Source organism: Bradyrhizobium sp. USDA 3240, from assembly GCF_054063295.1.
On the sequence record NZ_JBSSGD010000002.1, the window covers coordinates 2,541,915 to 2,566,539 of the forward strand.

Annotated in this window: 23 protein-coding genes; 6 read left to right on the top strand and 17 right to left on the bottom strand. The window is 65.4% G+C overall.

Going from position 1 to position 24,625, the window contains the following annotated elements:
* Positions 1 to 39 precede the first annotated feature (39 nt).
* Positions 40 to 1,230 (top strand): glycosyltransferase family 4 protein, encoded by a 1,191-nt coding sequence (locus ACVIGA_RS12720; protein ID WP_456666655.1) that lies wholly within the window; start codon positions 40 to 42, stop codon positions 1,228 to 1,230.
* 15 nt (positions 1,231 to 1,245) lie between these two features.
* Positions 1,246 to 2,802, top strand: coding sequence for a glucosamine inositolphosphorylceramide transferase family protein (locus ACVIGA_RS12725; RefSeq protein ID WP_456666656.1), 1,557 nt, complete (start codon positions 1,246 to 1,248; stop codon positions 2,800 to 2,802).
* 29 nt (positions 2,803 to 2,831) lie between these two features.
* On the opposite strand, the gene ACVIGA_RS12730 is transcribed toward ACVIGA_RS12725, so the two are convergent.
* The 13 genes from ACVIGA_RS12730 to ACVIGA_RS12790 form a co-directional block, all read right to left on the bottom strand.
* A complete protein-coding gene (locus ACVIGA_RS12730) occupies positions 2,832 to 4,034 on the bottom strand; it encodes an ABC transporter substrate-binding protein (RefSeq protein ID WP_456666657.1) in 1,203 nt (400 codons plus the stop codon).
* A 54-nt stretch (positions 4,035 to 4,088) separates the two neighbouring features.
* Positions 4,089 to 4,790, bottom strand: coding sequence for an SDR family NAD(P)-dependent oxidoreductase (locus ACVIGA_RS12735; RefSeq protein WP_456666658.1), 702 nt, complete (start codon positions 4,788 to 4,790; stop codon positions 4,089 to 4,091).
* A 39-nt stretch (positions 4,791 to 4,829) separates the two neighbouring features.
* The gene (locus ACVIGA_RS12740) at positions 4,830 to 5,636 is read right to left on the bottom strand and encodes a glutathione S-transferase (RefSeq protein ID WP_456666659.1); all 807 of its coding nucleotides are present in this window, start codon (positions 5,634 to 5,636) and stop codon (positions 4,830 to 4,832) included.
* A 25-nt stretch (positions 5,637 to 5,661) separates the two neighbouring features.
* The gene (locus ACVIGA_RS12745) at positions 5,662 to 6,543 is read right to left on the bottom strand and encodes an iron-containing alcohol dehydrogenase (protein ID WP_456666660.1); all 882 of its coding nucleotides are present in this window, start codon (positions 6,541 to 6,543) and stop codon (positions 5,662 to 5,664) included.
* 19 nt (positions 6,544 to 6,562) lie between these two features.
* Positions 6,563 to 6,823 (bottom strand): hypothetical protein, encoded by a 261-nt coding sequence (locus ACVIGA_RS12750; protein WP_456666661.1) that lies wholly within the window; start codon positions 6,821 to 6,823, stop codon positions 6,563 to 6,565.
* Positions 6,824 to 6,863: 40 nt separating this feature from the next.
* Positions 6,864 to 7,637, bottom strand: a complete 774-nt coding sequence (locus ACVIGA_RS12755) for an enoyl-CoA hydratase-related protein (RefSeq protein ID WP_456666662.1) — start codon at positions 7,635 to 7,637, stop codon at positions 6,864 to 6,866.
* 12 nt (positions 7,638 to 7,649) lie between these two features.
* Positions 7,650 to 8,660 carry an NAD(P)H-dependent flavin oxidoreductase gene (locus ACVIGA_RS12760; RefSeq protein ID WP_456666663.1) on the bottom strand — a complete coding sequence of 337 codons (1,011 nt, stop codon included), beginning with the start codon at positions 8,658 to 8,660 and terminating at the stop codon, positions 7,650 to 7,652.
* A gap of 21 nt (positions 8,661 to 8,681) precedes the next feature.
* Positions 8,682 to 9,869: an acetyl-CoA C-acyltransferase gene (locus tag ACVIGA_RS12765; RefSeq protein ID WP_456666664.1), complete on the bottom strand. Its 1,188-nt coding sequence runs from the start codon at positions 9,867 to 9,869 to the stop codon at positions 8,682 to 8,684.
* A gap of 15 nt (positions 9,870 to 9,884) precedes the next feature.
* Complete coding sequence (locus tag ACVIGA_RS12770; protein ID WP_456666665.1) at positions 9,885 to 11,015, bottom strand: acyl-CoA dehydrogenase family protein; 1,131 nt, start codon at positions 11,013 to 11,015, stop codon at positions 9,885 to 9,887.
* Between the two features lie 71 nt (positions 11,016 to 11,086).
* Entirely contained in the window at positions 11,087 to 12,268 is a 1,182-nt protein-coding gene (locus ACVIGA_RS12775) for an acyl-CoA dehydrogenase family protein (RefSeq protein ID WP_212313059.1), read from the bottom strand.
* A gap of 12 nt (positions 12,269 to 12,280) precedes the next feature.
* Positions 12,281 to 13,018, bottom strand: a complete 738-nt coding sequence (locus tag ACVIGA_RS12780) for an SDR family oxidoreductase (protein WP_229184527.1) — start codon at positions 13,016 to 13,018, stop codon at positions 12,281 to 12,283.
* Positions 13,019 to 13,069: 51 nt separating this feature from the next.
* Entirely contained in the window at positions 13,070 to 14,617 is a 1,548-nt protein-coding gene (locus tag ACVIGA_RS12785; RefSeq protein WP_456666666.1) for a class I adenylate-forming enzyme family protein, read from the bottom strand.
* 52 nt (positions 14,618 to 14,669) lie between these two features.
* Positions 14,670 to 15,308 carry a DsbA family protein gene (locus tag ACVIGA_RS12790; protein ID WP_456666667.1) on the bottom strand — a complete coding sequence of 213 codons (639 nt, stop codon included), beginning with the start codon at positions 15,306 to 15,308 and terminating at the stop codon, positions 14,670 to 14,672.
* A 205-nt stretch (positions 15,309 to 15,513) separates the two neighbouring features.
* Between ACVIGA_RS12790 and ACVIGA_RS12795 the strand changes: the two genes are divergently transcribed.
* On the top strand, positions 15,514 to 16,026 hold the full coding sequence (locus tag ACVIGA_RS12795) for a winged helix-turn-helix transcriptional regulator (protein WP_298366994.1): 513 nt from the start codon (positions 15,514 to 15,516) through the stop codon (positions 16,024 to 16,026).
* Positions 16,027 to 16,031: 5 nt separating this feature from the next.
* Here the strand turns inward: ACVIGA_RS12795 and ACVIGA_RS12800 are convergent, their stop codons facing one another.
* The 4 genes from ACVIGA_RS12800 to ACVIGA_RS12815 form a co-directional block, all read right to left on the bottom strand.
* Entirely contained in the window at positions 16,032 to 16,907 is an 876-nt protein-coding gene (locus ACVIGA_RS12800; protein ID WP_456666668.1) for a PhzF family phenazine biosynthesis protein, read from the bottom strand.
* Positions 16,908 to 16,932: 25 nt separating this feature from the next.
* A complete protein-coding gene (locus ACVIGA_RS12805) occupies positions 16,933 to 17,976 on the bottom strand; it encodes an alpha/beta fold hydrolase (RefSeq protein WP_456666669.1) in 1,044 nt (347 codons plus the stop codon).
* Between the two features lie 103 nt (positions 17,977 to 18,079).
* Entirely contained in the window at positions 18,080 to 20,401 is a 2,322-nt protein-coding gene (locus ACVIGA_RS12810) for a molybdopterin guanine dinucleotide-containing S/N-oxide reductase (protein ID WP_456666670.1), read from the bottom strand.
* A 187-nt stretch (positions 20,402 to 20,588) separates the two neighbouring features.
* A complete protein-coding gene (locus ACVIGA_RS12815; RefSeq protein WP_456666671.1) occupies positions 20,589 to 20,876 on the bottom strand; it encodes a hypothetical protein in 288 nt (95 codons plus the stop codon).
* Positions 20,877 to 21,458: 582 nt separating this feature from the next.
* Between ACVIGA_RS12815 and ACVIGA_RS12820 the strand changes: the two genes are divergently transcribed.
* From ACVIGA_RS12820 to fabF, 3 genes are all read left to right on the top strand, one after another.
* Complete coding sequence (locus tag ACVIGA_RS12820) at positions 21,459 to 22,118, top strand: hypothetical protein (protein WP_456666672.1); 660 nt, start codon at positions 21,459 to 21,461, stop codon at positions 22,116 to 22,118.
* Between the two features lie 26 nt (positions 22,119 to 22,144).
* Positions 22,145 to 22,381 carry an HGGxSTG domain-containing protein gene (locus ACVIGA_RS12825; RefSeq protein ID WP_456670794.1) on the top strand — a complete coding sequence of 79 codons (237 nt, stop codon included), beginning with the start codon at positions 22,145 to 22,147 and terminating at the stop codon, positions 22,379 to 22,381.
* A 978-nt stretch (positions 22,382 to 23,359) separates the two neighbouring features.
* On the top strand, positions 23,360 to 24,622 hold the full coding sequence (gene fabF / locus ACVIGA_RS12830; protein ID WP_456666673.1) for a beta-ketoacyl-ACP synthase II: 1,263 nt from the start codon (positions 23,360 to 23,362) through the stop codon (positions 24,620 to 24,622).
* The last annotated feature ends 3 nt before the right edge of the window (positions 24,623 to 24,625 follow it).

A 24,625-nucleotide genomic window follows, 5' to 3' on the forward strand; every position in this document is an offset into this window, starting at 1 on the left:
GAAGGGGGCGAATCCACTCCTTCAACGGGTGAGGAATCCGTGCTCCAGCAGACGCCAAGCACAGAATTGCGCGAGGCATCGACCGCATCGCGCGATCGACCGAACGAGCGCAAGCGAAAGCTGCGCGTTGTCCTGGTGCAGACCCAGGCCGAGAACGCCGGCGCGCAGGAGATCTCGCGGCTGCTCGGCGCCGGCCTCACCGCGCGCGGCTATGACGTCGCCAACCTGTTCTTCTTCCGCAAATCGGATTCCTTCGACGAGCCGCCCAATACGTTCTACTGCGCGCAGACCCGTCCGGGAAACCCGGTGGCGCTGCTGCGGATGCTGTGGGCGCTCGCCGGTCATCTCAGGACCATCAAACCCGACGTCGTCCTGACCTTCCAGCACTTCGGCAATGTGATCGGCGGCGGCGTGTCGCGCCTCGTCAGCCGCGCCCCCGTGATTGCCAACCAGGTATCCTCGGCGCTGTCGATGAGCATGCCGGTACGCGCTGCCGACATCATCATGGGCTCGACCGGCTTCTTCCACTGCATCACGCTGAACTCGCGCGACATGGAGCGCGAATATGCGCGCTATCCCGCTCCGTATCGATCGCGCATGAAGCACGTCCCGCACGGCTTCGACGACAAGTCGCATAGCCTGCCGAAGGACGTTGCGCGGCAACAGTTCAAACTGCCGCCGGACCGTATCCTGCTCGGCTGCGCGGCACGCCTGCACCCGCACAAGCGGCTCGATGCGGCCATTCGCCTGCTGGCTGCCGATCCCTCCTGGCACCTTGCGCTTGCCGGCCAGGGCGCGGATGAGGGGCGGCTGAGGGCGCTCGCGGACGAGTTGAAGGTATCCGACCGGCTGCACTTCATCGGCGAGATTCCGCCGCGCCAAGTGGCCGATTTTCTGACCTGCCTCGACGTCTTCGTATTCCCGACGCAGGCCGAGACCTTCGGTCTTGCCGCGGTCGAAGCCGCGAGCGCCGGCATTCCCTGCGTCGTCAACGATCTCCCCGTGCTGCGCGAGGTGCTGTCCTACCAGGGACAGCCTGCCGCGGTGTTCGTCGACGCGTCGAACGAGCCAGAATTTGCGGCCGCCGTGTCGAAGGTCCTGACCGATCGTGTGTTGAGCGATCAGCTGCGGCAAAGCGCCGTGGGCCTGAAGTCGCGCTATTCGTTGGATGCCATGATAGAGGAATACGTCCGCATTCTCGGCGACGCTGTGGGGGCGGACGCGCACTAGGAAGTTGGGCTGGCCATGATTATCGAGTTTCGCTGCGATCGCGCGCAGCCGCGGCTCTGGATGAGTCGCGAGTCGTTGCGCGTCAACGATCAGGATATTCCCGTTCAAATCGCCTGGACCACGACGCCGGAGCCTCGACCCGCCGGCCTAGACATGCTGTTCGAGCTCGAGCGCATCGTCCTGCGCAAGGGCAAGGCCGGCGAAGCCGACCGGCTGAAGGCGATCCCGGAGCGTCCACGCGCCGGCAACCCGGACGTGGTGGTCGACTTCACCACTGCCGCGCGGGATCCGGGCTGCGCCGCCAGGCTCTATCTCCGTCCACGGTTCAACGGGCACGCGGGAGAAAGTGCGGTACTTTCGGCCATTCTCGCCGGCGATCTGCCGGTGATCGAAATCGTCAATGAGCTCGACGGCGCGGTGATAGACCGCGGCCATCCCTCCGCAGAAATCGCGGCCGGCCTGAGCGGCGGGCTCGAAACGGTGATGGCACGCACCCTGTCGATGCTGCCGCCGATACTGTCAGGGGCTCCGCGGCTGGTGCCGCAATTGGCGGCACCGGCGAGCGGCGGTGCGGCGCCAAATCCTGCGCCCTTTGTCGTGCGCGGCGTGGCGACTTCGATCGCGAAGGAAATTTATCGTCTGTGCTGCTACGCGCCGCATTGGCATGTCGGTTGGCGCTTTGCCGCCAACACGGATATCTGGCGCACCGGCGACCTGTCGGGACCCGCCTGGAACGTGCTCGGCGATCCCGGCAACCATTTCTATGCCGATCCCGTCCCGGTGAAATGGCAGGGCAGGACGTTCGTGTTCTTCGAGGACCTCGACCACCGCACCGGCAAGGGCATCATTTCCGCGATCGAATTCGACGGCAGCGGGCCGATCGGCACGGTGATGCCGGTGCTCGAGGAGCCCTGGCATCTGTCCTACCCGTTCCTGATCGAGGATGGCGGCGAGCTCTGGATGATCCCGGAAAGCACTGCGCACCGCGACGTTCCGATCTACAAATGCATCCGCTTTCCGGACAAGTGGGAGCGGCATTCAACGCTGCTGTCCGGCCTCGAATTGGCCGACGTGACGATCACGCAGCACAACGGCCTCCACTACATGTTCGGAGCCTGGCGCGATGGCACCGGCGGCTATTCCGACACGCTCGCGATCTATTACGCCGGGCAGTTGCTCGGCCCCTGGCAACCGCACGCGGCCAATCCGATCCTGATGGATCGCGCGACCACGCGGCCGGCCGGGAACTTCGTGACCGTCGATGGAAGACTGTGGCGGCCGGTGCAGGACTGCACCAACGGATACGGCGCGGCGCTCGGCCTTGCGGAAGTACTCGAACTGTCGCCGACGACCTACAAGCAGGCCGTTCGACATCTGCTCAAGCCCGGGCCGCTATGGAGCGGGCGCAAGCTCCACACGCTCAACCGGTGCGGTCAGCTCGAGGTGATCGACGGCTCGCGGGTGCAGCCGAAGACCACGGCGTTCCTGGCGAGCCTGCGGTCGAGCGACCGCTCATCGCAATGGGGCTGGCATAGCCCGCTGGCGAAGCCGATCGCACGACGGCTCCACTAGCGCGCTGCGTTAGTTATCCCGGCGACGGCTCAGTTCGGCTCGGCGCTCAGCACGCCGCCGAACTGCTCCCAGGAGCTCCCTGTCCAGCGCTGCAGCTGAAGCTGCGTATAGGCCATGCTGTTGTCCGGCCCGGTGTTGACCGTGATGCCCGGCATCAGGGTCGGCAGCACAAGTCCCTTGATGTTGCGCGCCTGCTTCACGATGTTCTCGCGCGACAGGTCGTCGCCGCACTGCTTCAGCACCTGTTCCAGAATCTGGCCCTGCTGGGTCCCGAACAGATAGTTGCTGTCGCCGATATCGGCACCCGGAAGATACTTCTCGAAGTGGGCGCGATACCATTTGATGCCGGGATCGTCGGCCCACCTCTTGTCGTTCGGATCCTTCGCGATGGTCGCCACGACGACGCCTACCGCTTTGTCCGCCCCGGCCGGCACGATGGTCGAGGACACCGAGCTCGACACGTAATTCACGATGGTGAGCGGCGTCCAGCCGATCTCGCTCGCCTTCTTGATCGCTTGCGCGGCGAATTTCGGCGTGCCGGCGATCAGGAATGCCTGGGCGCCCGACGCCTTCAGCGTCACCACGCGGGATTCGATCGTGGGCTCGGTGATCTCATAGGGTGATGTCACCACCTTCCTGTCGAACTCGCCCTTCAGGGTCTCCTTGAACGCGGCCACGAAGTCACGGCCGAGATCGTCGTTCTGGTAGAGGATCGCGATCTTGGCGTCGGGCGCGGTCTGGGCAATGTATTTGGCGTAGACCTTTCCTTCGGTGTTGTAGCTCGGCAGCCCGGTGGTGGTCAGCGGGAACTCGGCGAAGTTTGCAAACTTGGTCACGCCGCTGACGACGAACAGGTGCGGCACCTTCTTTGCGGTCACGTATTTGATGGTCGCGCCGATGCCGGGCGTGCCCAGCGGACTGAACAGGAACGCGACCTCGTCGCTCTCGATCAGCTTGCGGGTCTGTTCCACCGCCTTGGGCGGTGAATAGGCATCGTCATAGGTGATGAGGTTGATCTTGCGACCGTTGATGCCGCCGCGATCATTGATGGAATGCACGTAGGCGATCAGGCCCTTGCCCGTATTGCTGAGCGGGGACGCCGGGCCGCTGAACGGGAATGTCGCCCCGATCCTGATTTCCGATTCCGAGATGCCGGGCGTTTCCGCGCGGACCGCAGTAGCGGCAACGGCCGCAAGCATCGCAATGGACACAGCAAACGTCTTCACCGACATGAACTCCCCTGAACTCTTATGAATTGACCGACTGTTGTGACTGCCGCGCGGCGCCTACCAGGCTTCGCCGAACGGCCTGATCTCGACGTTGAAAGACCACGCGCTGCGGCCCTGATGGGCGACGTGCCAGACCTCGTCCGCGATCGCTTTCGGCTTGATGAAGAAGTCGTCCGGCCGCTCCGGCCAGCGCTTGCGCGTCCATTCCAGATCGATCACGGCGTCGATCACGAGATAGGCGACGTGGACGCCTTGCGGCCCGAGGTCGCGCGCCATCGCCTCGGCCAGAATGCGCTGCGCCGCCTTGGTCGGCGCGAACCCCGCGAAACCGGCCTTGCCGCGCAAGGCCGAGGTGTTGCCGGTCGCAACGATGGCGCCCTTGCCGGCGCTGATCATCGCCGGGGCAAACCTCCGCGCCAGGTACAACAGGCCCATCGTGTTGACCTGGAAGTTGCGATTGAGAATCTGCGGATCGATCTCGCGGAAGGTGCCGAACGCGCCGCCGACGGCGTTGTGGATCACGACACTGGGATCGCCGAGATCCCCCTCCACCGCCGAGGCCACCGTCTCGACCTGCGCGGGGTCGGAGACATCGCATCGATAGGCCTTGGCGCCCTGCAGCTGCTTCTCCAGCGCGGCGAGACGCTCCTCGTTCCTGGCGAGAAGTGCGACCCGATAGCCGCCTTCAGCGAACCTCCGGGCGAGCGCCGAGCCGGTGCCGGGCCCAACGCCGGATATCAGACAGACGGGTGCGGTCATGCAGTCAATCCTCCGCGTTGCAGCCAACAATTTTCAAGGTCAGGCGGCCGCCTTCGACAACAGCTTCTCGACGTAAGGCTTAAGCTCCGGCCTGAAATGCGCGTGCTCGACCAGCCGAGCGAAGTGCGCGAACATCAGCGGATACGCATCCTGCACCCCGGGATGCAGGATCTTGTCCAGCCCCTGCTTCTGGAGCTGCTCGGTCCGCGCATGCTCGTTCAAGAACAGCGCGAGCTCGGCGGCAAGGCAGATGTCGGCGATCGAGATGCCGTTTCCGACCAGCGCCTCTCGCCGGGGCGACAGTGCCTGCTCAATCCCGGAGGCATAGATTGCGAACGCATCCCTGGCGCGGGCATGAATCGCGGCATCGACCGTGCCGCCCGACAGCGCTAGCAGGTAGATCTGCGTGTCCCGCGCAAACACCAGGCTGACGTCGAGGAAGCTGTCGATCCTTGACGCCTCATAGGCGTCACGCCCATAGAGCGGAAACGCCGCCTCACCGAGCCGAGCCACTGCCCGCATGATGCTGTTCGATTCGAAGATCCCGACCTTGCCGTCGGCGCCGAACGCGGCCGGCACATTGCCGAACGGCTGCGCCGCCATGAACGCGTCGGTCTTGAAGAGCTGCGCGCCGGTCAGTCCGACCCGGCCAGTCCGCGCCAAAGACGACAGCGCGGCGCGTTCCTGCTCGGTGAGAGGATGGGCATCGTAGTCCCACAGCCAGTCGCGCAATTCCTTGCCGGAGGCGCCGCGCACCTCGACGTCGACGCCGCAGAACCGCGCAGCAATGGTTGCCTTCCAGACCCGCGGGTTCGGCAGATAGGAGAAGATGCGCAAGGCGGCCATGATGGCTGCTCCCGGTGCTGTTGCTTCAGGCGGCCAGTTTCAGGATCTTGACGACGTCGCCGGGCTCGCGGATCGGCTGCGGGTTGGTGCGCGTGAAGATCGACAGCATGGCGTTCCGCCCGATCAGGTCGAAACGGTCTTCACCGACACCGACATCGGCGAGCCGCCGCGGCAGGCCGAGCTCCGCGATGAAGCCGGCGAATGCCTCGCTCGCGTCGCGGCCGGGCGCACCGAGCGCGGCGGCGATCGCTTGCTGGGCCGTTTCCGTCGCGGGACGGTTGTAGCGCAGCACGCTCGGCATCATCACCGCCGTGCAGAAATAATGCGGAACGTCACAGGTGCCGCCGAGCACGTGGCCAATGGCGTGGCTTGCGCCCATCGGCACCCGCGACTGCAATCCGAAGGCCGACAGCCACGAGCCGAGCTGGCAGTTCAGCCGCGCCGCCTCGTCGTCGGGATTCTCCTTGGTGCGCAGCAGGCCATCATGCAGATAGCGCAGTCCCTGCTGGCACACCGCATCGACCAGCACGTTGGGGCGGCTGGAGCAGATAGCCTCGATGCCATGATCCATCGCGCGCGTGCCGGAGCCGAGCCAGAGCTTCTCCGGCGTGTACTTGGTAATCGCGGGATCGAGGATGATGCTGCGCGGCATCATCATCGGGTGATTGAAGATCTGCTTCAGCTTGCGGCTGGTGTCGGTGACCAGCGCACCGGAATTGTACTCGCCGCCCGAGAGCGTGCTGGGGATCGCGACCATCCGGACTTTTGGCGTGCGGAACGGTCCGAACCGGCGGTTCGGCGTGGTCTCGAAACCGTCGAGCCCCGCGGGTTCGAAGATCTCGTGCTCCATGCACATCAGCACAATCTTCGCCGCATCGACCACCGAGCCGCCGCCGATCGCGACCACGAGGTCCGCCTTGGATTCGCTAGCCTGCCCGGGCGATCTGGGTCACCACATCCCGCGTCGTGTGCTGCGGCACGCCGTCGAAGGTCGCAGCATGGCGATTGCCGAGTCCTTTGCGGATCTTCTCGATCTCGTCGGTCGTGGTGTTCAGCGTCCGGCTGGCGATCAGATAGACGCGCTTGGCGCCCAGCCGCTCGGCCTCCTCGCGCAGCGCTTCGGCCGCCGGCTTACCGTAGATCACGGATTCCATGGTCGGGTACTGATGGCTGCCGATGACGCGCATGCTTTCGCTCCCTCGCTGTGTCCGTGAGTTCCGCTGCCGATCAGGCCGACAGCTTGGTGAAATCAGGCTGGCGCCGTTCGGCGAAGGCGGCAAAGGCCTCGCGCGCTTCCGGTGTCGTCAGCCGCTGCTTGAACAACACGCCCTCCTCGGCGATCTGCGCCGCGATCCGCTGCTGCTCGCGCATCAGCTGCTTGGTCATGCTGAGCGAACCGGCCGGCCGCTTGGTCAGCGCGACCGCCGCGTCATGCGCCTTCTTGCGCAGATCGGCCTGCGGCACGACGGCATTGGCGAGGCCGGATGCCAGCGCGCCCGCCGCGTCCATCGGCTCGCCGAGCGCGAACATCGCATAGGCACGCGCGTGCCCGATCCTTAAGGGAAGCAGCCAGCTCGACGCCGCCTCCGGCACCAGAGCGAGATTGACGAACGGCGTGATCAGCCGCGCGCTCTCGGCGAGATAGACCAGGTCGCAGTGCAGCAGCATGGTGGTGCCGACGCCGACCGCATTGCCCTGCACGGCGGCGACCAGCGGCTTGCCGACCTTGCTGATGGTCTCGATGAAGCGATGCGCGGGGCTATCGACCGCACTTTCGCCGCGCGCTTGGCTCGCAAAGTCGGCCAGGTCGTTGCCCGCGGTAAAGCTGTCGCCGTCACCCTGGAACAGAATCACGCGGACGGATGGATCCGCCTCGGCCTGCTTCAGCGCATTCGACATCGCATCATACATGGCGCCGGTCAGGGCGTTCTTCTTCTCGGGCCGTTGCAAGGTCAGCGTCATGACGCCGGCCGCGACTTCCAATTTGACATGCTCGGTCATGGCACGCTCCCGTCAGGCGACCGCGCGGGCCGCTGTGGTTTCGAACTTGCCGTCGAGGAAGCCGGTCAGCCGCTGCCGGATGATCGCTTCGGCCTCGCTCATGATGCGGTCGATCAGCTCCTTGACCGTCGGGATGTCGTGGATCAAACCGACCACCATGCCGCAGCTCCAGGCGCCGGCATCCATCTCGCCGTCGATCATCACCTTCGGGTAGACGCCGGCGACCTGCTCGTGGATGTCCTCGATCTTCAGCTTGCCGCCCTTCTCGCGCTCGATCTCGAGCAGCTCGTCGACGCCCTTGTTCTTCAGCACCCGCTCGGTGTTGCGCAGCGCCCGCATCACCAGGCGGGTGTCGAGCTCGTCGGCGTCGAGCAGCGCCTGCTTCACATTGGCATGGACCGGCGCTTCCTTGGTCGCGATGAAGCGCGTACCCATGTTCATGCCGGCAGCGCCCATCGACAGCGCCGCGACGAGGCTGCGCGCATCCGCCATGCCGCCGGAGGCGACGAACGGAATCTTGAGCTCGTCCGCCGCGCGCGGCAGCAGGATCATGTTGGGGATGTCATCCTCGCCGGGATGGCCGCCGCACTCGAAACCGTCGACGCTGACCGCATCGCAGCCGATCTTCTCGGCCTTCAGCGAATGCCGCACCGAAGTGCATTTGTGGATCACCTTGATGCCGGCCGCCTTCAGGGCCGGCATGTACTGCTCCGGGCTGCGGCCCGCGGTCTCCACCGCCTTGACGCCGCCCTCGCGGATAGCAGCGATGTATTCGGGATAGGGCGGCGCGGTGAAGCTCGGCAGGAAGGTGAGGTTCACGCCGATCGGCTTGTCCGTCATGTCGCGGCAGCGCGCGATCTCCTTGGCCAGCAGCTCCGGCGTCCGCTGAGTCAGGCCGGTGATGATGCCGAGGCCGCCGGCGTTGGACACCGCGGCCGCCATCTCGGCGAAGCCGACATAATGCATGCCGCCCTGGATGATCGGATGCTCGATACCGAACAGTTCAGTGATTGCTGTCTTCACAAGTTTCTCCCGCGTTTCCGATCAGTGGACGATTTCGAACAGGCCCGCCGCGCCCATGCCGCCGCCGATGCACATGGTCACCACGCCGTATTTCGCCTTGCGCCGCCGACCCTCGATCAGCAGGTGGCCGGCAAGCCGCGCGCCGGTCATGCCATAGGGATGGCCGATCGCGATCGAGCCGCCATTGACGTTTAGCTTGTCCGGATCGATGCCGAGCTTGTCGCGGCAATAGATCACCTGCACCGCGTAGGCCTCGTTGAGCTCCCAGAGATCGATGTCGTCGATCTTCAAATTGTGCCGCTTCAATAGCCGCGGGATCGCCGCGACCGGGCCGACGCCCATTTCGTCCGGCTCGACGCCGGCCGCCACGAAGCCGCGGAAGATGCCGAGCGGCTTCAGCCCCTTCTGCGCGGCGATCTTGTCGCTCATGATCACGCAGGCCGAGGCGCCGTCGGAGAGCTGGCTGGCATTGCCGGCGCTGATGGTCTTGCCCTCGAACACCGGCTTGATCTTGGCGAGGCCATCCGCCGTGGTATCCGGCCGCGGGCCCTCATCCTTCGTTAGCGTCACCTGCTGGAAGCTGACTTCCTTGGTGTCCTTGTTGACCACGGCCATCTTGGTCGTGAACGGCACGATCTCGTCGTTGAAGCGGCCGCCCTGCAATGCGGCGCCGACGCGGCGCTGGCACTCGAGGCTGTACTCGTCCTGCTTGTCGCGGCCGATCCCGTAGCGCTTGGCGACGACTTCGGCCGTCTCCAGCATCGACATGTACATCTCGGGCTTCATCGCCATCAGCTCGTCGTCGACGGCGTGGAACCGGTTCATGTGCTCGTTCTGCACCAGGCTGATCGACTCGATGCCGCCGCCGATCGCGATCTCGACGCCGTCGAGCATCACCGAACGCGCGGCGACCGCGATCGCCTGCAGGCCGGAGGCGCATTGCCGGTCAATTGTGGTGCCGGCGACCGTGACCGGAAGCCCGGCGCGGATCGCGCCTTTGCGCGCGACATTCATCACCATGGTGCCCTGCTGCATGGCACAGCCCATCACCACGTCCTCGACCTCGCCGGGCGCAATGCCGGCGCGCTTGACGGCTTCGGCCATGACGTGGCCGGCCAGGGTCGGACCGTCGGTATTGTTGAGCGCGCCGCGATAGGCCTTGCCGACGCCGGTGCGCGCGGTGGAAACGATGACTGCATCCTGTGACATGCTTGCCTCTCTGGCTTATGCGACCGCGTCGAGCTGCGCGAAGCGCAGCACGTGGTAGGCGGGATCGCCGAACTGGATGTTGATGGAGGAAATCCGCTTGAAGTAATGGCCGACATTGAGCTCGTCGGTCATGCCCATGCCGCCGTGCAGCTGCACCGCCTGATCAGCCACGAACTTGCCGGCATAACCGATCTTGGACTTGGCGCCCGAGGCGAGCCGGGAGATGCCGGCCTCATCGTCGCCGAGGCTGAGGCTGAGATGCTGCATCAGGGACAGCGCCTCCTGATGCGCGATGAACATGTCGACCATCCGGTGCTGCAGCACCTGGAAGCTGCCGATCGTGACGCCGAACTGCTTGCGCGTCTTGGAATAGTCGAGTGTCGCGTCGTTCAGCTCGCCGATCGCGCCGACCGCCTCGGCACAGAGCGCGCCGATCGCCCGGCTGCGGCAGGCTTCCAGCGCGGCAACGCCCTCGCCTTCCCTGCCCAGCAGTTCGCCGCGTACGCCGCGCAGGCTGATCTCGGCTGCCCGGCGACCATCGATCGTCCTGAAGCTCTGCAGATCGAGATTGGCGGCGCGGCGATCGACCACGAACAGGCTGACGCCGCCGCGATCGTGGCGATGGCCCGAGGTCCGCGCCGAGACGATCAGATAATCCGCCCAGGGTGCGGCCATCACCGCCGTCTTCTCGCCGGTGAGGACATAGTTGTTGCCCTCCCGGCGCGCCGTGGTGGTGACGGTGGCAAGATCGAAGCGCGAACCCCTCTCGGTCCAGGCCAGCGTCCAGAGCTTCGATCCCGCGATGATATCGGCAATGTAGGCCTGCTGCTGCGCGTCGGAACCTGCCTGCTCGAGCAGGCCACCCGCAACGACAACAGTCTCGACAAACGGCTCGACCACGAGATGGCGCCCGAACTCCTGCATGATGATCATGGTCGACAGCGGTCCGCCGCCGAGCCCGCCGGCGGCTTCCGAGAACGGTGCTGCGAGCAGGCCGAGCTCGGCGAACTCAGCCCAATGCTTGCGGCTGAAGCCGTCTTCGCTCGCGACGATCTTGCGGCGCGCATCGAAGTCGTACCGGTCGCGCAGCAGCCGCTGCACGCTGGACCGCAACAATTCCTGCTCTTCCGTGAACTGGATATCCATCCGATCCTCTCGTGCCGCTACTACCAGAGCGCGATGAGATGCGCTCCAGGCCTTCGTTTGAGCATCACGCTCTAGAGACCAAGCACCGCCTTGGCGATGATGTTGCGCTGGATCTCGTTCGATCCGCCGTAGATCGAGAGCTTGCGCGAGTTGAGATACTTCTCCGACGCCGTGTGGCCGTAGTCCGGGCCCGGCATGAAGCGGTTGGCGCTGACCGGATGCTCGCGGATCGCAAGGCCGTCATTGCCGATCGCCCGATGGGTCAGCTCGGTGATATTCTGAAAGATCTCGGTGCCGCGGATCTTGAACAGCGAGGCCGCCGGCCCCGGATCGATGCCGCGCGCCATCTGGGCGACGACCCGAAGCTCGGTCGCCTCCAGCGCCAGCACATCGAGCTCGACGCGGGCGATGTCCCTGATGAATTCAAGATGCGCCGGATCGTCTTCCGGGATCTCGGCCTTCACGATCTTCTTCAGCCGCGCGATGTAGCGCGTCGAGCGGCCGATGCCAGCCATGCTGGTGCGCTCATTGCCGAGCAGGAATTTGGCGTAGGTCCAGCCCTTGTTTTCCTCGCCGATCAGATTTTCGGCGGGAACACGGACGTTCTCCAGGAAGACGTCGTTGACCTCGTGCGAGCCGTCGATGGTGATGATCGGGCGGACCGTCACACCCGGCGACTTCATGTCGATCAACAGGAACGAGATGCCGGATTGCGGCTTGGCGGCCGGATCGGTACGGACCAGGCAGAAGATCCAGTCGGCATGCTGCGCCAGCGTGGTCCAGGTCTTGTGCCCGTTGACGATGTAGTGGTCGCCGTCGCGCACCGCCTTGGTGCGGACGGTGGCAAGATCGGAGCCGGAGCCCGGCTCCGAATAGCCCTGGCACCACCAATCCTCGCCGGACAGGATGCGCGGCAAGAACTTCGCCTTCTGCGCCGCGTTGCCGAAGGTGTAGATGACGGGGCCTACCATGGTGACGCTGAACGCCAGCGGCGGCATGGTGCCGGCGCGCGTCGTCTCCTGCTCGAAGATGAAGCGGCGGGTGATCGACCAGCCCGGTCCGCCATACTCTTTGGGCCAGAGCGGGGCGATCCAGCCCTTCTCGTGCAGGATGCGATGCCACAGCAGCATCTGCTCCTTGGAGAGATCGGTCTCCGGATTGGGGACGCGCATCTCCGCCGGATAATTGTCCTTGATGAAGGCGCGGACTTCGTCGCGAAACGCAGCGTCTTCAGGAGATAGCGCGAGCTCCATCTGCCGTGCTCCCTACCACTTCTCGCCGAAGGGGCGGATTTCCAGCTCGAAGGTCCAGGCGCTTTTCGGCTGCTGGTAGAGCTGCCAGTAGGACGCGGCGACCGAAGCGGGCGGCATCAACAGATCGGGATCGTCGAGCGCGTTCGGGCCGAGCGCCTCGATGCGACGCTGCCGCACCCATTCGGTGTCGACGCCGGAATCGATGATCAGATGCGCGACATGGATGTTCTTCGGTCCGAGCTCGCGCGCCATCGCCTGCGCCACGGCGCGCAGGCCGAACTTGGCGCTGGCAAAGGCAGCGTAGCCGCTGCCGCCGCGCAGTGACGCGGTCGCGCCGGTGAAGAAGATGTTGCCCTCGCCGCGCGCCGTCATCAGCCGCGCCGCCTCGCGTCCGGCCAGGAAGCCGGAGTAGCAGGCCATCTCCCAGACCTTGCGGAACACACGTTCGGTGGTCTCCAGGATCGGAAAATTGACGTTGGCGCCGATGTTGAAGATGCAGACCTCCAGCGGCGCATGCTTGTCGGCGTCGTTGAGGAATGCGGTAATTTCCTCCTCCTTGCGCGCGTCGAGCGAGCGCGCGTGAATCTCGCCGCCAGCGGCCTCGATCTCCTTGACCAGCGGCGCGAGCTTGTCGCCGTTGCGGCGGCCGGCGAAGACGGTGAAGCCTTCGGAAGCGAACTTCTTGGCGATCTCGCCGCCGATGAAATCACCGGCACCAATGACGGCCACCGTCTTGTTTCTCTTCTGCATGGTGTACTCCGGTTGTGTTTGAGTGAACTGGCTTGCGGCGTCGGCTCAGCCTCAGCTGCGCAGCGACTCCGCCAGCTTGTGCTTCAGCAGCTTGCCCGTCGATGTCGCGGGCAGCGCGTCCATCAGGATAATCTCGGACGGGCGCTTGTACGAGGTGAGTTGCGGGGCAATATGGGCCATCAGGTCCTGCACGGTGGCGGTCGAACCCTTGATCAGCTGCACAAAGGCAATGACCTCCTCATTGCCCTCGACCGGCCGGCCGACCACGGCGCACTGCACCACGGCGTCGTGCGTGCTCAGCACCGCCTCGATCTCGGCCGGATAGACGTTGAACCCGGAGCGGATGATCATCTCCTTGGTGCGCCCGACGATATAGAGGACGTCATTCTCGAAGCGCGCGAGGTCGCCGGTGTTGAACCAGCCGTCGGGATCGATCGCCTTGGCGGTCAGATCGGGCGCGCGGTAATAGCCGCGCATCACGTTCGGGCCACGCACATGCAGCTCGCCGACTTCGCCCGGTGCAACCGGCTTGAGGTCGCGACCGATCAACTTTGCGTCCAGACCCGGCATCACGGTGCCGACCGCGTGGTCGGCTCGCGGGTTATCGGGCCGAACACCGGAGATGCCAGGCGAGCATTCGGTGATGCCGTAGCCATTGAGCAGCGGCAGCCCGAGTTCCTGCTCGACCCGGGATTTAAGCTCGAGGTCAAGCGGCGCACCGGCCACCGAGATCACGCGCAACCGGCCGCGATCGAGCTTCGGCAGGCCCGCGTTGCGCCGGTATTCGAGCAGGCGCTGATAGGTGGCGGGCACGCCGTTCAGGATCGTGATGCCCTCTTCGGCCATCGCCTTGACCAGCGCGGCTGGATCGTATTTGGCGACCAGCCGCACGGTGGCGCCGACCATCAGGGTCATCGTCAGCAGCGAGATGCCGACGATATGCGAGATCGGCAGCACGCAATATTGCACGTCGTCGGCCGCCATCTTGCGGAAGCCCGCGGTGCCGCGGGCGCTGAACAGCAGATTGCGATGGGTCAGCATCACGCCCTTCGGCGTGCCCGTGGTGCCGGAGGTGTAGATCAGGACCGCGACCTGGTTGGCGCCGTCGGCCTCGACCGGCTCGGCAGTGGTCGCGAGATTCAGGCCGGTGACGGCGACGCCACGGAGCGGGCCGACATCCTGCACGGCAGCCTCATAGCGTGCGGCATGGGCGGCTGCCTCCTGCGACACGTCGGCGGTGAGCAGCACGCGGCGGGCGCCGCTGTGATCCCTGATCTGATCCAGCTCACGCGGCGACAGCCGCGGATTGACCACGATTGACCAGACATCGAGCCGGCTCGCCGCCAGCAGCAGGCAGGCCAGCGGAATCGAATTCTCGCTCACGATCATCATGCGGTCGCCGGCACGGATGCCCAGCGCCTGCAGTGCCTCGGCGACGCGGCCGACCGTTCGATCGAGCTCGCGATAGGTCAGCTGCGCCTTGTCGTCGATCAGCGCCGGATGATCCGGCGTCGCCACGACGTGATGATCGATCACCTCGTGGATGCGGTTCGGCAAGCCTTCCACACTTCCTTCGATAATCCGGATCGGCGCCTGCACTGAAACCTCCCTGTCGCTGCCCTTTGGGCTTGTGTGTCGAGGAATTTTCCGCTCAGGCGGTCTTGCGCTGCCCTGCGGCCAGCTGCGCGACGATCTCTTCCTCGACCTCGCGCACCTTGTCCTTGCCGAAGAAGATCTCGTTGCCGACATAGAACGTTGGCGAGCCGAACGAGCCGCGCGCGACCGCGTCGCTGGTGTTGTCGATCAGTCTCTTCTTGACGTCATCCTGCTGGGCACGGGCGATCAGACGATCGATGTCGATACCCGAGGACAGGAATGCTTCGCGGAACACCTGCAGGTCGTCCATCTTCTTCGGCTCGACCCACATGTGGTTGTAGGCCGCGCGAAAATAGGGCTCGAACACACCTTCGAACTGTGCGGCCACCGCGCCCCGCATCAGCGCCAGCGTGTTCACCGGGAAGAACGGGTTCATGGTGAACTTCGTGACGTCGTGGCGGCGCAGGAAACGCTCGGTCTCGAGCGCGTTGTATTCGGGCTTGTTCTTGATCCCGCGCAGCGACTCGCCGGGTGACATGTTGCCGGTCGCCTTGTAGACGCCGCCGAGCAGCACCGGAATGTAGTCGAACTTGACGCCGGTGCGCTTCTCGATCCCGGGCAGCGCGAGTTCGGCGAGATAGGCGTTGGGGCTTCCGAAATCGAAATGGAATTCGACCTTCAGCGGAGCAGCCATGGAACGCCCTTCCTTTCGATTGGCGGCCATCGTCTGCCACCGGTTGATCGTGGCCCGGACCATAAGTTCTATTTTAGAACTGTCAATATGATATTTGTCATCCAATGGCTGAGCGGTAGCCATCGCGTAGGCATCCTATTGAAATGACGTCAGTTCTGTTTTAGAATTTTATGTGCGATGCCGTCGCAGATCGCAGGAGACGCCGATGAAATGGGATACCCTCGAGGAGGAGCCGTGCTCGCTGGCCCGCACGGTCGCTGTGATCGGCGACCGCTGGAGCCTGTTGATCCTGCGCGAATGCTTCCTGCGCATCCGCCGGTTCGATGACTTCCAGGCATCGCTCGGGATCACGCGGCATCTGCTCGCCGACCGGCTGAAGAAGCTGGTGCGCTTCGGCGTGCTGCGCAAGATTCCCTATCAGGAGGCACCGAAGCGCTACGAATACATCCTGACGCAGAAGGGCCTCGACCTCTATCCGATCATCATGTCGATCGTGCACTGGGGCAACGTCCACATGGTCGATGCACGCGGCCGGCCGTTGCTGCACGAACACAAGACCTGCGGGAAGATGTTCGACCCTGTCATGGTCTGCTCGGAATGTGGTGAGCCGCTGAGCGCGAAGGCGGTCCATGTGCATCCGGGCCCCGGTGCCCGGAAATCGTCGCCGGTGCACGCCAGCGCGCGCGAGCGCGCCAAGCGCGCCGCGGAATCGAGCTAGCTCATTCAGTGCGACGGCGCAGCCATCAGTGCGACATTGCCGCCGAGCAAACAGCCGACAGCGCGGCCGCCGGCAAAGCCGATGCGGACGCGGATCTCCGACAGACGCCCCATCGCCCTGCCCTGCAGGATGCGAATCTCCTGGTCGTTCGGCGCGACCAGGCCGCTATCGAGCAATCCGAATGCCAGCGCCGCGGCCGCGATGCCGGTTGCGGCATCCTCGCGATAACCGGACGAGCGCGGGAATTGCCGCGCCTCGAACAGACGCGCCTCGCGGTCGACCACCGCGAAGGGATAAAGCCCGGTCGATCCGATCCGGCCGCAGACCGCTTCGACGTCCTCCACCGCGGGATCAAGCGCATTCAGCGCCTCCGGCGAGCGCATCGGGATCAGGGTCTTGATCCGCGATGTGACCGCATTGCAGGGCGCAGCCCCGCCGATCGCATCCGGCCCGACCGCGAGCGCGCGGAGCACATCATCGCGCTGACCATCGGTGAGCGGAACGGTCTTCCCGGCCGGCTGAGTGATCTCGACACTCGGCTCGCCGTTGCGATCCCGGCTGATGAAGCCGGTGACGGGGCCGCTGCGCGTCGAGATCCGGATCGTGTCGCCGCGCAACCTCCCCTGACGCGCCAGCAGCCAGAGCGCGCCGATGGTGGCGTGGCCGCACATCTCCATTTCATGGTTCGGAACGAAGAAGCGGAACGTGGCGTCGAAATCGTCGCTCTGCGCCGGCAACACGAAGCCGGACTCGTGACCATGGCGGCGGGCAACGTCCTGCATCTCGGACGCGCTCATGCCGCCCGCATCGACCACGATCGGACAGGGATTGCCGCCCTGCCCATCCACCGTGAACACGCTGACCATCTCGGCTGTCGTCATGATGTCGCCCGCTCGTCTCGCGTTGCTATTTGACCAGCATCGCGCCGGTTTCCGGATGCTGCAACCACCCGAGCAGCGCCGCGTGGAAGCGCGCCGGCGCCTGGATCTGCGGCGAATGGCCGAGGTCGGGGAATTCGATCAGCTGCACATGCGGGATCCGCTTCGCGGCCGCCTTGCCCAGTACCGGATAATTGCCGAGCGTCTTCCGGATCTCCGGCGGCGCGGTGTCCTTGCCGATCGCCGTGGTGTCCTTGTCGCCGACAAACAGCAGGGTCGGCGGCTTGATCTGCTCGAACTCGTAAAACACCGGCTGGGTCGCGATCATATCGTAGAGCCGCGCCGAGCTCGACGCCACCGCGGCGCGGCCCTCCCCGCGATACATGCCGGCGAGCATTAGCACCCATGTCTCGTAGGACGGATCCCAGGTGTCGGCATAGTAAGTGGCGCGCTCATAGGCGCGGATGCTGTCGGCGGTGACGCGGGTCTCGCGCTGCATCCAGCCGTCGAGGCTGAGCCACGGCACGCCCTTGGCTTTCCAGTCCTCCAGCCCGATCGGATCGACCAGCACCAGGCGGTCGGTGGCCTCCGGATACATCAGCGCGTAGCGCATTGCCAGCATGCCGCCGGTCGAGTGGCCGACCATGATCGCGTGTTCGATCCCAAGCGAAGCCAGCAGTGCGCGGCTGTTGCCGGCGAGCTGCTGGAAGGTGAACTGATAGCGTTCCGGCTTGCTGGACTTGCAGAACCCGATCTGATCCATCGCGATCACGCGATAGCCGGCGCCGCTGAGCGCCTTGATGGTGCCGTCCCAGGTCGCGGCACAGAAATTCTTGCCGTGCAGCAACACCGCGGTCTGGCCGTTCGGCGTCGCGGGCTTGACGTCGAGATAGGCCATGTCGAGCTCCTGCCCCTGCGAGCTGAAGCGATAATGCTCGACCGGATAGGGATAGTCGAAGCCCTGCAATTCCGGCCCGTAGGCCGGCTCGGCGGCCGATTGCGCCCATGCGCTGGACGAACCGAGCGCGACGGTCGCAGCGACGGCAAGGTGAAACAGGGTTTTCAGGTGCATCTCGGCAAATCCGGAACTCAGGGACGACATCGTGATGCCGTAGCCGAACGGTTGGGCGCCAGCCAGCGTCCAGCGATGATTTGTTCGTGATCCGGTGGTGAAATTACGCCGGATCGAACGCCCGGATCGGCGGCAGATTGCCGTTGAACCGCTCGACCTCGACGGTCGTGAGCTGGCCGGTGCAGCCCTGCGCGAAGGATGACGTGCCGATGTCACGGGTCAGCACGTTCGGATTGCCGTGCACGCAGAGCGGCGCCTCGTCCTCGGGGTCCATCGGATCGTACCAGGCGCCGGTCGGCAGCTGAACCACGCCGGGCGCGATGCCGTCCGTGACATGCACCGCGGCAAGGCAGGCGCCGCGCGCGTTGAAGATACGGACGATGTCGCCCTCAGTGATGCCACGCGCTTTCGCATCGCGAGGGTTCATGCGCGCGACCTCGCGGCCGCGATGCTTGGCATCCAGCGAGTGCCCGCCGAAATCGAGCTGGCTGTGCAGGCGCGTCACCGGCTGGTTGGCGACCAGGAAGCACGGCGCGCCCGGCGTCGGCGTATCGGTCTTCGCGAGCCAGACCGGATGGCCCGGACAATCCGCATCGCCGTGATCGGCGATCTTCTGCGAGAAGATCTCGATGCGGCCGCTTCGGGTCGGCAACGGCCGCGCGACCGGGTCCTCGCGAAAACGGCGCAGCGAGCCGCCGTCGTCGAGATGCTGCGGCACGACCAGGCTGCCGCGTTCCCAGAATTCCTCGAAACTCGGCGCCTCGAGCCCGCGCGCGGCGAGCGCCTTGCGGGTCGGCTCGTAGAGATGTGCCAGCCACTCTCGCGACGTGCGACCTTCGGTGAAGGGCTCGCGGGCGCCGAGCCGCTCGGCGAGATCGGCGAAGATGTCGTAGTCGTCACGGGCGAGGCCGAACGGCTCGGCGATCCGGTGCATCGCGACCATCAAGGGATCGTTGGTGGAATAGCCGATGTCCTCGCGCTCCAGCGTCATGGTCGCGGGCAGCACGATGTCGGCGTGGCGCGCGGTGGCGGTCCAGGCGAGCTCGTGCACGACAAGCGTGTCGAGCTTCGCGAATGCCTTGCGCAGGCGGTTGAGGTCCTGGTGATGGTGGAACGGATTGCCGCCGGCCCAATAGACGAGGCGGATATCCGGATAGGTGCGCGTCTCGCCGTTGTAGCGATAGCTGGTGCCCGGATTGAGCAGCATGTCGGCGATGCGCGCCACCGGAATGAAGTCGGCGATGCCGTTGCGGCCCTGCCCGAGCGTCGGTCCGGGCACCGCGTTGACGCGACGCCCGTAATAGCCGATCGCGCCGAGCGAATAGGCATAGCCGCCGCCGGGCAGGCCGATCTGGCCGAGCGCTGCCGCCAGCACCATGCCCATCCACACCGGCTGCTCGCCATGCTCGGCGCGCTGCAAGGAATGCGAGACGGTGATCAGCACACGACGGCCGGCGAGCCGCCGCGCGAGCGCCCTGATGGTGTCGGCATCGATGCCGCAGATCGCCGCGGCCCACTCGGCGCTCTTGGGCACAGCGTCGCTTTCGCCCGTGAGATAGCGCAGGAACACCGGCCAGCCTTCGGTGTAGCGATCGAGGAAGGCCTGGTCGTGCAGGCCTTCGCTGACCAGTGTGTGGACGATGCCGAGCATCAGCGCGGTGTCGGTGCCGGGCAATGCGGTCAGCCATTCGGCGCCGGCCTCGACCGGCAGATCGTCACGCAACGGGCTGACCAGGATGAACTTGCAGCCGCGCCGCTGCGCCGCCTCCATCGCGCCGCGCTCGACATGCTTGCTGATCGAGCCGCCGGCCACCATGGAGTTCTTCAGCGCCATGCCGCCGAACGCCAGCACGATGTCGGTTTCGGCTGCGATCTGCTCCCAGGTGACGTTGCGCTTGGTGATTTCCTCGTAGCCGGCGAGGATCTGCGGCAGCAGCACCGAGGACGCGCCCGACGAATAGGTGTTCACCGAACGCACATAGCCGCCGAGGGCGAGGTTGAGGAAGCGATGCACCTGGCTCTGCGCGTGGTGGAAGCGGCCCGCGCTCGACCAGCCATAGGAGCCGCCGAACACCGCGCCGGGGCCGACCGTGTCGCGGATCCGCCCGAGTTCGCCGCCGAGCAGGTCGAGCGCCTGCTCCCAGCTGACCGAGAAGAACTCATCGCGGCCACGGCGATCGTCGGGCCCGGGCCCGTGCTCGAGCCAGCCGCGGCGGATCGCAGGCTGGGCGATGCGCGCCTGATGGCGCAGCGCGCCGGGGAAGTTGTTGATGATGCCGTTCGGATCGGGATCGCCGCCACAGGGCCGGACTTCGAGGCCCTCCTTGCCGAGCCGCGCCGAGAACACGCCCCAATGCGAGGTATGCGGCTTGAAACCATCGGACAGATCGAGGCCGGGATCGGGGTAGCCAATGGTCTCAGACATTCAGCGGCGTCCTTCGAAGCGGGCATCGAGCCCGGTCACAAATCTGTCGCCAGTATAACGATCCGCGCTGCGATGTCGCCCGGTTCAGGGCTGCCGAAAGCGCAGGCGACCACGCGCGGCGTGACGCCGCGCGCCGATTCCGGCCTACGCGATCAAATCCGGATCAGCCGCTCGATCGCCGCCTTCGTCAGCCGATCCGCTCCCAGGTCCCGCCTCCCTGGGCGTCGACAATTCCCTGGAGATCAGTGCCGACCTCGAAGCGTCCAGCCTGCTGGTTGTCGTCATCGGAAAAACTGAGGAATACGGGACCGTTCGGTCCGATCGCCGCCACGATCGAGCCGATTCCGACCAGGTTCCCGCCCTTCAGGCGGCCGGCATCGAAATCGCCATTGAACACGGCGCCGGAAAGACTGGTTCGAACGGCGGGCGTGACGAAGAAGCGTCCTTTCCACTTGCTGCCGTCCTCGAGCGTCATGTCGACGACCATCGTCCCCGGCCCCAACGATTCGAAATTCGCACGTCCTTCCTTCACTTGCATGGCAATCCTCCATTGATGAAATTGACTGGATCTTCCGGACGACGCGTAAAGGCGCGCCGCGGACAGCGATCTTAGTCGGCAACCTCCGCGCTGACTACCCGTGGGCGAATTCGATGAAAATACAACCGATGCGGAACGGCGTGCGCGGCGCGTCAGCTGTGATGTCACACACAGTCGTGTCGCTGCGCGGCGATGCCGGCGGGTTCAGGTCGCCGGACATGCAGGCCATGCGTGCGGGACCTGCGACAATGTGGATCGCACGCCAGCCAAAATATCGAAAACAACCCCATGCACAGTAAGCGGCCGGCGGCCGACGCTCGACAAGGCAACTTGACACGTCGGGCAACTCAGCGGTACATTTCCAATATTCCGAAATTATGCAAGCACCCCCCTCGCCCGCAACAACGGGCGCGACGATTGCGCTTGCGACCAAAACCCTCCCCACAATCGACATCGCACCGGCTGGCGCAGCGAGCGATCGCCTGCGCGCATGCCGCGCGCGTTCCAGGAAACAGCAACATGACGACTGCACCTGACATCACCGTGCCGACGATGCCCGCCGCAACCGCCCCGAGCCACGCCACCGCGACGCCGCGCATAAAACTCTCGCGGCGCGGATACGCGATCGACCATCCCGACCGGAAGCTCGGCGAAGCGCTGATGGCGAACGCGCTGGGCGCCGCCGATCGCGACGCGATGGACGGCATCCTGCGGCAATTGGTCAAGGCCAGCGTGAGCGGCGGCAAGCCCTGCGAGGTCAACCTCGCCTTCATGATCTCGATGGTAAAGAGCCTCAAGCCACGGGATTCCGTCGAGGCCATGCTGGTGGCGCAGATGGTGTCGGTGCATGTGATGGCGATGCGCTGCGCCCATCACCTCGCGCATGCCGACGACCTCGCCCAGCACGACAGCGCCGCGCGGGCGCTCGGCCGGCTCACCCGCACCTTTCCCGCCCAGATCGACGCGCTGAATCGTTATCGCAGCCAGCGCGAGCCCGCCATCACCGTGCAGAATGTGAAGGTGGAGGACGGCGGCAACGCCATCGTCGGCACCATCACCCAGCATGCAAGCGTGATCGTCTCCGACCAGACCCCGGCCGCCGCGGCGCGGGCCCTGAGGCCCGCGGGCGCCAGGCGACGGCATGATGCCGCGGATGCCGGGCAAGACGCACAGGCGTGAGCGATCACGTCAGAACCACCGGCCCGATGCGGGCGAGCCCACGCTGCGGCGCCAGAACCCGCTCGGGCGGCGCATGCCGCGCGCCGGCGGTGCACGGCAAGACGCGCTGCCGCATGCATGGCGGCGCCGAGGGGTCCGGCGCGCCAAGGGCAAACCGGAACGCGCGCAAGCACGGGATGTTCACCAGAGGTGCGATGGAAGAGCGGAGGGACATTCGGGCGTTGTTGGGGGAGGTGCGGAGGCTGCTGGAGGGGATGAAGTGATTGGCTTCGCAAATACCGCGCGAATCTGTGTCATCAATCAATTGTCAAACAACGTGGCGCTCCCTGGCGGGAGCATCACGCCTCGCGCCAAGCCACTGAAAAAACTGAGATTACTTGTCATCCACCGGTACCCGTGCAGCAAGACAGCTCCTCGCCGTCGACCATCGTCGGAGGTGATAAGCTTGGATTTTGCTACCCAAGCATCCAACGGACACCTAATACTTTCGCAAACCGATTTGCACACATGGTGGTGGGGATCGTGGCTGGCGGGACCAAGGCAATTTGATGCACTACAAGTACGCGACTACATTCATAGTCAGGCAAGGGGCTCAAGACCGCCTTTACTGTGCAACTGAGCGAGACAGAGGACCGGCTCGATCCGCCATTCTATCTCTTCAGGTCTCAAGCAGGAGAAACGATCGCTGCGTTAACCCCGCTCGGCAATAGAGTCACGGAAGTCAGAGCCCATGAAGGTGAAGACTTCACTGACGCAATGCTCCTGGTGCCGAATCGACGAACAAATGAAGCAATATGCGGCTTCTCGAAACTCGTATCGAATGCTGGACGCCGCGGGTCTTCTCGAATCTTACATCGAAGGCATGGACAAAATCACATTAGGACGACGGCGCACCTAAGGTATTGAAACACTGGTTGTCCGTGACGGCCGGCTTGAAACTGGCTGCGCGTGTTCGCCGCCGTTCGAAGATGTTTATTCGTCCGATATTCGACGTACGCGGGCGCCGCGCGATTAGGAGATTAATTTCTCTGACGCTCCGCCTAGGAGATCGAACCCCTACTTCAGTATTAAGAGGGCCGTGCCCTAACCGCTCGACGAAGGCGGCATTGAGGGAAGGCACTACCTTGACGTCCGCGTGGTCAGGTCAATATATGACGATAATCATATAAAAACAGACCCGACGCCCCGAGCGGTTTCGTCCCGGCCATGCCGGTTCGCTCCAAGGGCGCGACAGGAGAACCATGCGTCGAATTGTTGTGACGGGCCTGGGGACGGTGTCGCCGCTGGGCTGTGGCACCGAACAGGTCTGGTCGAGGCTGCTTGCGGGGCGTTCAGGGCTGAGCGCATTGCCTGATTGGGCGGCCGCGCTGCCGGCGCGCGTCGCGGGACAGGTCCCCAGCAGGGCCGCCGACGCCGAGGGCGGCTTCGATCCGGATTCCGCGGCCCCGCGCAAGGACCAGAAGAAGATGGACCGGTTCATCCTGTTCGCGCTGCTGGCCGCAAGCGAGGCTGTGGCGCAGGCCGGCTGGATGCCGGGCGAGGCGCATGCGCAAGCGCGCACCGCGACGGTGATCGCATCGGGGATCGGCGGGTTTCCGGCGATCGCGGATGCGGTGCGCACCGCGGAGACCAGCGGGCTGCGCCGGCTGTCGCCGTTCACCGTTCCCTCGTTCCTCGCCAATCTCGCGGCCGGGCACATCTCGATCCGGCACAGTTACAAGGGGCCGATCGGCGCGCCGGTGACGGCGTGCGCGGCGAGCGTGCAGGCGATCGGCGACGGTGCGCGGCTGATCCGGTCGGGCGAAGCCGATGTTGCGATCTGCGGCGGCGCGGAGGCCTGCATCGAGCCAGTGGCGCTTGGCGGCTTCGCCGCGGCGCGGGCGCTGTCGACGTCGTTCAACGACACGCCGGCGCGGGCGTCGCGGCCGTTCGACCGCGACCGCGACGGCTTCGTGATGGGCGAAGGCGCCGGCGTGCTCGTGATCGAGGAGCTCGAGCACGCGCTGCGGCGCGGCGCGCGGCCGATCGCGGAGCTCACCGGCTACGGCACGACGGCGGACGCCCATCACATCACCGCGGGTCCCGAAGACGGCGACGGCGCGCGACGGGCGATGGAGGCGGCGCTGCGGCAGGCCGGGTTGCGGCCCGACCAGATCCAGCATCTCAACGCGCATTCGAGATCGACGCCGGTCGGCGATCTCAGCGAATTGGAGGCCATCAAGCGCGTGTTCGGGCGCGAGGGAAGCGTTGCCGTCAGTGCGACCAAGTCGGCGACGGGACATCTGCTCGGCGCTGCCGGCGGCGTCGAGGCGATCTTCACAATCCTGGCGCTGCGCGATCAGGTCGCGCCGCCGACGCTCAACCTGGAGAACGCCGATCCGGCGGCGCAGGGCATCGACCTCGTCGCCAATTTCGCGCGGCCGATGGAAATCGAGCACGCGATCTCGAACGGTTTTGGATTTGGCGGCGTCAACGCCAGCCTGGTGTTTCGACGCTGGTCGTGAACC